The organism is Mesorhizobium sp. M7A.F.Ca.CA.004.04.2.1, from assembly GCF_004022825.1.
Taxonomy (GTDB): domain Bacteria; phylum Pseudomonadota; class Alphaproteobacteria; order Rhizobiales; family Rhizobiaceae; genus Mesorhizobium.
On sequence record NZ_RZPH01000096.1, the window covers coordinates 1 to 10,339 of the forward strand.

At 61.8% G+C, this 10,339-nt stretch carries 9 protein-coding genes and 1 pseudogene; 5 read left to right on the plus strand and 5 right to left on the minus strand.

The window, feature by feature from the left end; genetic code table 11:
- The 5 genes from EN893_RS06915 to EN893_RS06935 form a co-directional block, all read right to left on the minus strand.
- On the minus strand, positions 1-1,336 hold a 1,336-nt coding region (locus tag EN893_RS06915), incomplete at its 3' end, for a tripartite tricarboxylate transporter permease (RefSeq protein ID WP_128361457.1).
- Between the two features lie 26 nt (positions 1,337-1,362).
- On the minus strand, positions 1,363-1,881 hold the full coding sequence (locus EN893_RS06920) for a tripartite tricarboxylate transporter TctB family protein (RefSeq protein WP_081714390.1): 519 nt from the start codon (positions 1,879-1,881) through the stop codon (positions 1,363-1,365).
- A 181-nt stretch (positions 1,882-2,062) separates the two neighbouring features.
- Entirely contained in the window at positions 2,063-3,031 is a 969-nt protein-coding gene (locus EN893_RS06925) for a tripartite tricarboxylate transporter substrate binding protein (protein ID WP_164748757.1), read from the minus strand.
- A 403-nt stretch (positions 3,032-3,434) separates the two neighbouring features.
- Positions 3,435-4,373 (minus strand): thioredoxin-disulfide reductase, encoded by a 939-nt coding sequence (trxB, locus tag EN893_RS06930; RefSeq protein WP_032899518.1) that lies wholly within the window; start codon positions 4,371-4,373, stop codon positions 3,435-3,437.
- A gap of 157 nt (positions 4,374-4,530) precedes the next feature.
- Positions 4,531-5,298 carry a glutaredoxin domain-containing protein gene (locus tag EN893_RS06935; protein ID WP_024504884.1) on the minus strand — a complete coding sequence of 256 codons (768 nt, stop codon included), beginning with the start codon at positions 5,296-5,298 and terminating at the stop codon, positions 4,531-4,533.
- A gap of 484 nt (positions 5,299-5,782) precedes the next feature.
- Between EN893_RS06935 and EN893_RS06940 the strand changes: the two genes are divergently transcribed.
- From EN893_RS06940 to EN893_RS06960, 5 genes and pseudogenes are all read left to right on the plus strand, one after another.
- The gene (locus tag EN893_RS06940; RefSeq protein WP_024504883.1) at positions 5,783-6,529 is read left to right on the plus strand and encodes an SDR family oxidoreductase; all 747 of its coding nucleotides are present in this window, start codon (positions 5,783-5,785) and stop codon (positions 6,527-6,529) included.
- A 471-nt stretch (positions 6,530-7,000) separates the two neighbouring features.
- Positions 7,001-8,398 carry a 3-isopropylmalate dehydratase large subunit gene (leuC, locus tag EN893_RS06945; RefSeq protein ID WP_245456763.1) on the plus strand — a complete coding sequence of 466 codons (1,398 nt, stop codon included), beginning with the start codon at positions 7,001-7,003 and terminating at the stop codon, positions 8,396-8,398.
- 2 nt (positions 8,399-8,400) lie between these two features.
- Positions 8,401-9,015, plus strand: coding sequence for a 3-isopropylmalate dehydratase small subunit (gene leuD, locus EN893_RS06950; protein ID WP_127267270.1), 615 nt, complete (start codon positions 8,401-8,403; stop codon positions 9,013-9,015).
- 150 nt (positions 9,016-9,165) lie between these two features.
- The gene (locus EN893_RS06955; RefSeq protein ID WP_127267269.1) at positions 9,166-10,008 is read left to right on the plus strand and encodes a fumarylacetoacetate hydrolase family protein; all 843 of its coding nucleotides are present in this window, start codon (positions 9,166-9,168) and stop codon (positions 10,006-10,008) included.
- Between the two features lie 81 nt (positions 10,009-10,089).
- Positions 10,090-10,339: pseudogene (locus EN893_RS06960) on the plus strand (protein-L-isoaspartate O-methyltransferase); the annotation flags it as partial.

The window sequence follows — 10,339 nt, forward strand, 5'->3', positions numbered from 1 at the left end:
GCATCGGTCCCAGCACGAAGCCGAGCAGCAGCGGCGCTGGTTCGAAGTCGAGCTTGATCAGGATGTAGCCGACGAGGCCGAACAGGGCCATTGTGTAGATGCTGAACGAGTCGTTGTAGACGCTGTAAGCGCCGATGCAGCAAATCGCAACGATCGCCGGAGCGAGGTAGTGGTACGGCACCATCAGCATCCGCACCCATATGCCAATCAGAGGCAGGTTAAGCAGGACCAGCATCAGATTGCCGACCCACATCGAGGCGATCAGACCCCAGAACAGGGCCGGCTGCTCAGTGGCGACATTCGGGCCAGGTGTAATGCCCTGGATAACCAACGCGCCGATCATCATCGCCATTACCGGGTTGGAGGGGATGCCGAGCGTCAGCATCGGGATGAATGAGGTCTGCGCGCCGGCATTGTTGGCGCTTTCTGGCGCCGCGACCCCTTGAATAGCGCCCTTGCCGAACTGCGACCGGTTTTTCGAGACACGGCTCTCGACCGCATAGGCCGCGAACGATGCCAGGACTGCGCCACCGCCGGGCAAGATCCCAAGCACGGTGCCGATGCCAGTCCCTCGCAAGACCGGGGCTATGACGCTCTTGAGCTCCGCAGCCGTCAACATGAGTTTGCTCACCTTGCGAACAATTACGTTGCGCTTCTGCTCATGCTCGATGTTGAAGATGATCTCGTTGATACCGAATACGCCCATGCTGAGCGCGACGAAATCGAGCCCGTCGGCCAAGCTCGGTATGCCGAACGTGTATCGCAGCGTGCCGCTCTCGACATCGGTCCCGACCAGGCCAAGCAGCAGGCCCAGCACGATCATCGCGAACGCCTTGAGCAGCGAACCTGACGCAAGCGTAACTGATGCAACGAGGCCGAGCACCATCAGGGAGAAATACTCTGCCGGGCCGAACTTCAGCGCAAAGCCGGCCAGCACCGGAGCGAACAGCGCCAGGATGAGCGTTGCGACCGTTCCGGCGAAGAACGAACCCAGTGCCGCCACCGCCAACGCCTGACCCGCCCTGCCCTGCTTGGCCATCTCGTAGCCGTCAATCGCGGTCACGATCGAGCCGGCTTCGCCCGGCAGGTTGATCAGGATGGCGGTGGTGGAGCTTCCGTATTGCGCACCGTAGTAGATGCCGGCCAGCATTATCATCGCCGTGTCGGGCGACAGGCTGAAGGTCAGCGGCAGAAGCATGGCAATTGTTGCCACCGGCCCGAGACCCGGCAAGACCCCGACAGCTGTGCCTAGCAGGCAGCCGATGAAGCAGTACAGCAGGTTCCACGGGTTCAGTGCCGTCTGGAAACCAAGCTCAAGATTGGAAAAGAAGTCCATGAAAAATGTTCTTCAGCTGGTGATTTTCACGGGCTGGGGGAAGCCGAAGGCCACCAGTAACCGAAAGATAGCCATTGCCCGATGATCGGGATGGGCAATCCGAGCGCATAGACGAAAAGGAAGGCGCAGACGAGAGACAGCACGAGGGCTAGCGTGATGGAGGGGATCCACTTCGTGTAGCTGCTGGCCATGGTCGTCGCCAGAATGCAGAGCGCCAGCGAGATGAACAGGCCGAGCCCTTTGAGGGTTAGGGCGAAGACCATGATCGAGCCCAGGACGAGGACAAGCGCACGCCAAGGGATCGTCAGCGCCTCGCCTGCCCCGCTTTTTGAACGCAATGCGTTAACGATGATGGCAAGCCCCAGAACGACCATCAGCAGGCTCAGAACGATCGGAAAGTAGCCCGGCCCCATTCGCGAAGCGCTGCCGACCGTCAACCCGCGACCGAAGTAAAGGAACGCTGCACCGGTGGCGAGCACCAGCGTCCCACTGATCACGTCTCTCGGCTTTTCAAGTTGAGATGGCATCGTGAGGACCCGGTGCATAAATCATAGGCCGAAGCAGCAGGAGCCATGGTAGGTCAGAACCTGCCTGGTTCGGGGTGCTTGATGCCGCTTGGCGATATGGGGCGATTGGCGGATTTCGCATCGAAAATTCCAATCCGCGCGCAACGTTCATGCCAGACTTAGGGCGGCCCAAAACGAATGAGCCGCCCGCGACGAACCGTCAATCGGTAATCCGGATGTTCTGCTTTTCGGCGATGGTCTTGAACGTGTCGAGTTGCTTGACCACGAAATCCTTGAACTCAGCGCCGGCAAGCGGCGACGTATACAGGCCAGAGTCAGCCAGACGCTTTGCCACTTCCGGCTTGACCAAGGCGTCGGCGACGGCCTTGCTCAGCTTGTCGGTGACCTCCTTAGGCATGTTCGCGGGACCCATGAGGGCGAACCAGCCCGTGACGGTGGCGTCGCCGAGGCCGGCTTCGGCCAAAGTCGGCACATCCGGCACTACCGGTACGCGCTCGGGAGAGGTCACGGCCAGCAGCTTGATGGTGCCAGTGTTGAGATGGGCGGAGATGTCCTTCACCGTGCCGAACATGCCGTCGATCTGGCCTCCGACGAGGTCGGTCACAGCACCGGCAGCACCTTTGTAGGCGACGTGGGTGATGTCGATGCCTGCCGCCAGGGCCATACGCACACCCTCAATGTGCAGCGAACCGCCAACACCCGAAGAGCCGTAGTTGAACTTGCCGGGATTGGCCTTCGCGTATTCGACGAAATCTTTCATGGCGTTGAGCGGCAGCTTCGTGCTGACAGCGAACACCAGTGGAAACTCGACGACCCGGGAAATGAAGGTCAGGTCGTCCGGGATCTTGTAGGCCACGTCCGGCTTGACGGCCGGCAATATCGCAATCGCGTCGTTGTTGCCAAACAGAAGCGTATAGCCATCTGGATCCGCGCGCTTGACGGCATCAACGGCGATCGCCGAAGAGGCGCCGGGGCGGTTATTGACGATCACCGGCTGTCCGAGGCTGGTCGACAGTGACTCGGCGAGGACGCGGGCGGCGAAGTCGGTTGCGCCACCGGGGAGGTAGCCGACGATTACTTCGATCGGCTTGTTCGGATAGTCATCAGCCGCCTTGGCGCAGTTGGCGCCAGCGAGCGACAGCAGTACCAGCGACAGCGCTGCCAGCATGGCATGGGCTGATTTTTTGTAGGATCCAATCATTCTTCTCTCCCTTTTTATTGCTTCTTCGAGGCTTCCATCCCGCAGCGAGACTTTGCTAGCGTCACGTCCCAAAGGAACCGTAGACAGCGCACCCGAATTCCTGCCGCCAACTAAAAGCCCATCACCGTTCCTCTTGGCCTCCCGCGGCACTTCGCGACGGCATGGCCGACGGCGCAGTACGGCGACCTTATAAAAAGAAACGGCGCAAAAAGGTGAGTCGTAGATTCTTATGCCGGCATCGCACACTGCGAGGATAAGGCTTCTGCTCGGAGCCAGGTGCCGCGGTATGCTTTACCGATAGACGGCGGAGCGGAGAGAATATGGCAAAGCATGGTAGAGCGAGCCAGGCCCGGTTGCGCAGCCGCAAGCATTACGAATGAGGGTGAGCGAGGAACCGTTCCGCCTCGATGGCGGCCATGCAGCCGAGGCCGGCAGCGGTTACCGCCTGCCGATAGACATCGTCGCTTACATCGCCTGCCGCAAAGACGCCCGGAACGCTGGTGCGCGTCGATCCAGGCTCAACCCAGATGTAGCCACCGGGCTTCTGTCGGAGCTGGTCGCCAAAGACCCGGACGGACGGGCTGTGGCCGATCGCGACGAACAGCCCGTCGGCAGGCAGGTTCTGCACGGCACCCGTTCTGGCATGCCTGAGGCGAATGCCTTCGACGGAGAGCGCCGGTTCTTCGTTGCCCAGAACTTCATCCACTACATGCTCCCAGACGACCTCGATTTTCGTGTCGTTGAACAGTCGTTGCTGCAGGATTTTCTCCGCTCGCAAACTGGCACCACGGTGCACGAGCGTGACCTTAGACGCATATTTGCTGAGGAATAGCGCTTCCTCGGCCGCGGTGTTGCCCCCGCCAACCACCACGACGTGCTTGCGGATGAAGAATATGCCGTCGCATGTAGCGCAAGCGGAGACACCGAAGCCGCGGAAACGCTCTTCCGAAGGCAGGCCAAGCCACCTGGCCTGGGCGCCGGTCGCGATGATGAGCGCCTCGGTCTCGTAGCGCTTGCCGGACGACGTGATTACCCTGAACGGCCGCTCGCTGAGATCGGCGGTTTCGACATGGTCAGTGACGATAGTCGCCCCGCAGTGTTCCGCCTGTTTCTGCATCTGCTCCATGAGCCATGGGCCCTGGACGATGTCGGGGAATCCCGGATAGTTCTCGACATCCGTGGTTACCGTCAGCTGTCCACCAGGTTGCGGCCCACAGATCAGCACGGGATTGCACAGCGCGCGTGCCGCATAGATGGCGGCGGTGTAGCCCGCCGGCCCCGACCCGATAATGATGACCCGTGTGCTCATTCGTTCGCCCAAGATTGCTGGTGGGTTTGCCCGGCTCGACGGTATTGCCCGCCCGCCTCGGTTATCCGCTGCCTCGCGCCCGCTCCGAAAAGCAGCGGTCCGACGTAGCCATCAGCTGGCATGGCGGGAGAGGCCGTCGTTGGCAACCGGGGCGGCGCTATTCCCAGAGGGCGACCGGCATCGGCAGACCGTCATAGAGTTTCGCGTCGACAGTCTTGGAGAGAGGAATATCAAAGCCTTCGAGTACCGCCTGCAACTGGCGCGTATGCTGCGCCGAGTGCCAGGTCTGGCGCTCAAGTACCTCCCAGCCCGAACGCACGCCATAATAAGTCCGGACGGTCCATAGGCAGGCGCGGTCCTGCAAGCCATCCCACCAGCCCGTCAGGGTCGCGATCGATGCGTCGGCAAAAGCAAGGATGTCGGCATTGTTCTTCATGTCATCAGGCGCGGGAAGATTGACGTAGTGCGCCCAATCCTCGAATTCTCCCGCGACGTTGCGGACGAATACGTCAGGTATCTGGAAAATGTGATAGGCAAGGCCAAGGACCGTTCGCTCCAGGCGGTTCGGAATGGGATGGTGGCCGAGCTTGTCCACCGGAATCTCCACGATCAGTGATCTCGCTACCGCGAGAAATTCCTGCCAGCGCCGATGGAGCTCTTCAGGCGGCAGTCGCTCGACGCCGTCTCGCTTCCTGCCGACGAACTCGGCGACCTGGTCGAGCGACTGGGCGAAGGTGAACTTCTCGCCGCGCGATACGACAGGCAAAGACTTCGCGCCGAGCTTGGCGAGGTCGGCTGCGCCTTGCTCGTTCTCGAGCAGGTTCACGGATTCGAACGGCACGCCGAGACTGGTCAGGAACTCCTTCGTCTTGACGCAGGCCGAGCATCCAGGCACCCAGAAAACCCTGATCGGATCGGTGTACATGTATAAATCTCCTGCTCTTGAACCGAGAATCTTGAAATCCTTCGATTTGCGTGCGGCGCGGCGGACCACGCGACCCCAGTCGGGATCAGCCGGCAAACTGTAGCGTCCCCGGATTGTCTAAAGCGTCGTGGGCAGCAACTGAAGACGCCATTCGGGAAGGGGGGCATCGTGATCGGCGATGTGCCGGGCCGCGGCATCGTCGGGCACGATGCTTTCCTTCCCGTTTGCGACTTTCGATCATGGAAGCCTGCTTTTAAGAGAGGCCGAGACTGGCGCCACGTCCGCGTCGGCGCTCTCGTCTGAACCATGAAGGGGCAAAGAGAGCATTCAATGCCGAGCAGCCGGTCAAACGCTATCAGAGCGGGGCATGCTCCATTTGGCCCGGGGGTGTGCCGGCGAAGATGAGCTGGGCTCCTACCACCCGCCGCCTCCCGTAGGTTCTCACCACCAGACGGATGCGGGCGCCAACATTGAGGGATTGTGAATGCGACTTGCGGGAAAGACTGCGCTGATTACCGGCGGAACGAGCGGCATCGGGCTTGCTGCGGCGCGGACATTCGTCCGCGAAGGCGCGCGTGTGGCGCTCTGCGCACGCGACGGCAAGAAAGCCCAGGCGCTGGCAGCCGAGCTGGGTCCGGGTAGTGTCGGCGTCCACATGGACGTCTCCGACCTGGACTCCATCGCGGCTGGTGCGGTGCTTGCCTCGGAAGCGCTCGGAGGCATCGACATCGTCTTCGCCAATGCCGGCATCACCGTGTTCAAGCCGTTCGCCGACTGGACCGGCGAGGATTTCGATAAGCTTTTTGCTGTCAACACCAAGGGCCAGTTCTTCACGGTCCAAAAGGCAGCACCCTTCATGCGCGATTGCGGCGTGGTGATCCTGACGGGGTCGATCGCCGCCAAGACCGGTCAGCCCAATATGGCACTGTACGCGGCTTCGAAGGCTCCGGCCTTGGCCCTAGCCAAGGCGATTTCGGCAGACCTCTTGTCGCGCCGCATCCGTGTCTTCTGCCTGTCGCCAGGACCAACCAAGACCGCCGTGTTCACCAGCGAAGGACCGTTCGCCAACGGCGCCGAAAAGGCGCTGGCGACCGTTCAGGCACGCGTGCCGATCGGCCGCGCCGCCGATCCATCCGAGCAGGCGGAAGTGGCGCTTTTCCTCGCCTCCGACGCCTCGTCCTTCATGCTGGGCACCGAGATCGTCGTTGACGGGGGCAAGAGTCAGCTTTGAGATGACCGCTCGGCGGGCCTGTCCCTTGAAAGATATGCGGCATTGTTAGGAGCCAGCTAACTGCACTGGCTTCCAAGCCCCAGGGGCCCCCCGTGTTGCTTGAAGAGAAGTAGTTTGGACGGTCTGTTCGGATCGACGCCCGTTGCCGGGAGTCGGGTTGGATGCGCCCGTGGACGAGCGTCGGGAGGGGAAGCTGTCCACCCGACACGCCTTGGCCAGAATCGATGGTGAGCCGATCAACTCGGTGCGACAATCGCCAGTCATCGCGCGTTGCGATGACACCCTTCCCAACAAAGACTCCTTGGGGCGGACGTCACTACGTTAGAAAATGGCCCCGAACGTATCGGCGGGCGCCATGCTACTCACCGGCTGCGGCTGAGCATCACCGCCTTTGGTTGCTTGCTTCGTTTGATCTGCTTCCTATGGGAGAAAAATATGATGAGCTTAGGCCGGCCTCGCGCGGCTCTCACCATGCTGGACAAGATCTGGTCGCAGCACAGCATCCTCGACCGCGCGGACGGTGAGACGCTGCTCTATGTCGACCGGCATCTCATCCACGACGGTTATCAGCCAGCATTCGAGTTCCTGCGGGCGCGCGGCTTGCGCCCGAGAGCTCCTCATCAAATTTTCGGCACGCCCGACCACTACGTGCCGACTGACGTGCGTCAGGTTGCGCGCATTCCCAGCGCCGAGCGCCGCGGCATGGTCGAGTCGCTGATGGAGAACGCCAAGGAGCTCGGCTTCACCGTGTTTGAACTTGCCGACAGCCGGCAGGGCATCGTGCATGTCATCGGCCCCGAGCAGGGTATCAGCCAGCCGGGCATGACCATCGTTTGCGCCGACAGTCATACCTCGACGCACGGCGCGCTGGGCGCTCTGGCGTTCGGCGTCGGCATGACGCAGGCAACGCAGGTGTTGGCCACCCAAACGCTATGGCAGCGCAAACCGAAATCCATGCGGATTTCCGTCGAGGGCGAACTGGGCTTCGGCGTAAGCGCCAAGGACGTCATTCTCGCCATTATCCGTAAGATCGGCGCCGCTGGCGCGGTCGGCTATGTCATCGAATATGCCGGCTCCGCCATCCGTGATCTGACCATGGAAGGCCGCTTGACTGTCTGCAATATGTCGATCGAGGCCGGCGCGCGCGCCGGCATGATCGCGCCAGACCAGGTGACGTTCGACTATGTGAAGGGCCGGCCCTATTCGCCCTCGGGAGAAGCCTGGGACAAGGCGGTCGAGCGCTGGTCGCAGCTCGGCTCGGATCCCGACGCCGTGTTCGACAGGGAAGTCACACTCGACGCGGCCGAGATCGCGCCGATGGTAACCTGGGGCACGAGCCTTGAGGACGTCGCTCCAATCGACGCGCTAGTGCCAGACCCGGATCGCGCCAACACCGCCGAGCGCCGCGAAGCCATGTCGAAGGCGCTTACATATATGGGACTCGAACCCGGCACGTTGCTGGCTGAAATCCCGGTCGACCGGGTATTCATCGGCTCGTGCACCAATGGCCGGATCGAGGACTTGAGATCCGCCGCGGCGGTCGTCAAAGGCCGGACGGTCCATCCGAGAGTCGAAGCTTGGATCGTGCCTGGGTCTGGCCTGGTCAAGGCTCAGGCGGAGGCTGAGGGGCTGGACAGCATCTTCCTCCACGCCGGTTTCGAGTGGCGCGAGGCGGGCTGTTCGCTTTGCCTGGGAACCAATGGCGAGACCGTGGCTTCCGGCAAGCGCTGCGCCTCGACCTCAAATCGTAATTTCGTCGGCCGACAGGGTCGCGGCGCACGTACCCACTTGATGAGCCCGACCATGGCGGCCGCAGCCGCTATCACCGGCCACCTCACCGACGTTCGCCAGTTTCAGCGAGGAGAATGACCATGGAACCGTTCAAGTCGGTCACGGCGACCGCCGTTCCCTTTCCTGGCGTCAATGTCGATACCGACCAGATCCTGCCGGCGCGCTTCCTTTCGAAACCCCGCGCCGAGGGCTTTTCCCAATATCTCTTCCACGATCTGCGCTTCGACGACGGCGGCAAGGAGCGGGAAAATTTTGTACTCAACACGCCACCCTATCGCCACGGCGAGATCTTGGTTGGCGAAGATAATTTCGGTTGCGGCTCGTCGCGCGAAAATGCCGTCTGGGCGGTTGCGGATTATGGTTTCCGGGTTGTCGTCGCGCCGAGCTTTGGCGACATCTTCTTCTCCAACAGCTTGAAGAACGGTCTGCTGCCAGTGGTACTGAAACGCGACGCAATCAGCAGCATCATGATCCAGCTCAAGGAACAACAGGGGGCGACCATTGAGGTCGATCTCGCCGCACAGACTCTGACCGCCCCGAACGGAGCGGTCCATTCCTTCGAGATAGATGAGTTCTCCAAGCACTGCTTGCTAAACGGCATCGACGAACTCGACTACACGCTGTCACAGAAGGACCAAATCGATGCCTTCGAGAAGCGCCACGCGGCCGAGCAGGGCTGGACCGTTCCGGACTGATAAGCGCGAATGCCTTCATCGCCCAAATGGCAGGTTTGGCGTAGCAAGGAACTTGTTGTCTATCGGCCGCGACCTTCCGGCTTTTGCGGCCGCCACGACTGCCGACTACGTCTTTAGAACGTGAAGTCATGTCGAGGAGTGACCCCTAAAATGAAGTTGTTGCATTATGGCCCGTTGGGCCAGGAAAAGCCCGGAATGCTCGATAAGGACGGCCGCATCCGCGACCTATCTGGCAAGGTGGCCAACATTGCCGGTAGTACGTTGCTTCCGGAAAGTCTTGACGCACTACGCGCCATCGACCCGATGACCTTGCCCTTGATCGAAGGCAACCCGCGCCTCGGTGCCTGCGTTGCCGGCACCGGCAAGTTCATCTGCATCGGCCTGAATTATTCCGACCACGCCGCAGAGACGGGCGCGACGGTGCCGCCGGAGCCGATCATCTTCATGAAGGCCACGTCGGCCATTGTCGGCCCCAACGATCCGGTCGAAATCCCGCGTGGATCACTCAAGACCGACTGGGAAGTCGAGCTCGGCGTCGTCATCGGCAAGACGGCAAAATACGTGTCGGAGGCCGAGGCGATGGACTATGTCGCGGGCTATTGCGTCATCAATGACGTTTCCGAGCGCGCCTTCCAGGCTGAACGTCAGGGCCAGTGGACCAAGGGCAAGTCCTGCGATACGTTCGGACCGACCGGCCCGTGGCTGGTGACGGCCGACGAGATCGACGACCCGCAGAACCTCAAGATGCATCTCGAGGTCAACGGGCGCAAATTCCAGGACGGCTCGACCAAAACGATGATTTACGGCGTCCGCTATCTGGTGTCCTACCTGTCGCAGTTCATGAGCCTGCTGCCGGGAGACATCATCTCCACCGGCACCCCTCCTGGCGTCGGCCTAGGCCAGAAACCGAACATCTTCCTCAAGGCAGGCGACGTCGTTACGCTCGGCATCGAGGGCCTCGGCATGCAGCGTCAGGAGTTCTACCAAGGCTGACAGGGGCACACGCCCTGCACAGCGGCAACGGTTCGGGAAACTCGGCTACGACAACGTCGCGGTGCGCGCGGGCGACGCACCATGGGCTGGCCGGACGCCGCGCCCTTCGACGCCATCCTGGTGGCGGCTGCCGCGCCCGCCCCGCCGCCCGCCCTGCGCGAACAGCTCGACATCGGTGGCCGGCTCTTGATCCCGTCGGCGAAGACCCTACAGCCAGCGTCTCGTCAGGACCGCACGAAGGGCAGCCGCGACCTACAGGGAGGAGGATTTCGGCGGCGGCCGGTTCCTCCCGCTCATCGGCGAACAATGCGGGGCCCGAAGAGGACTGACG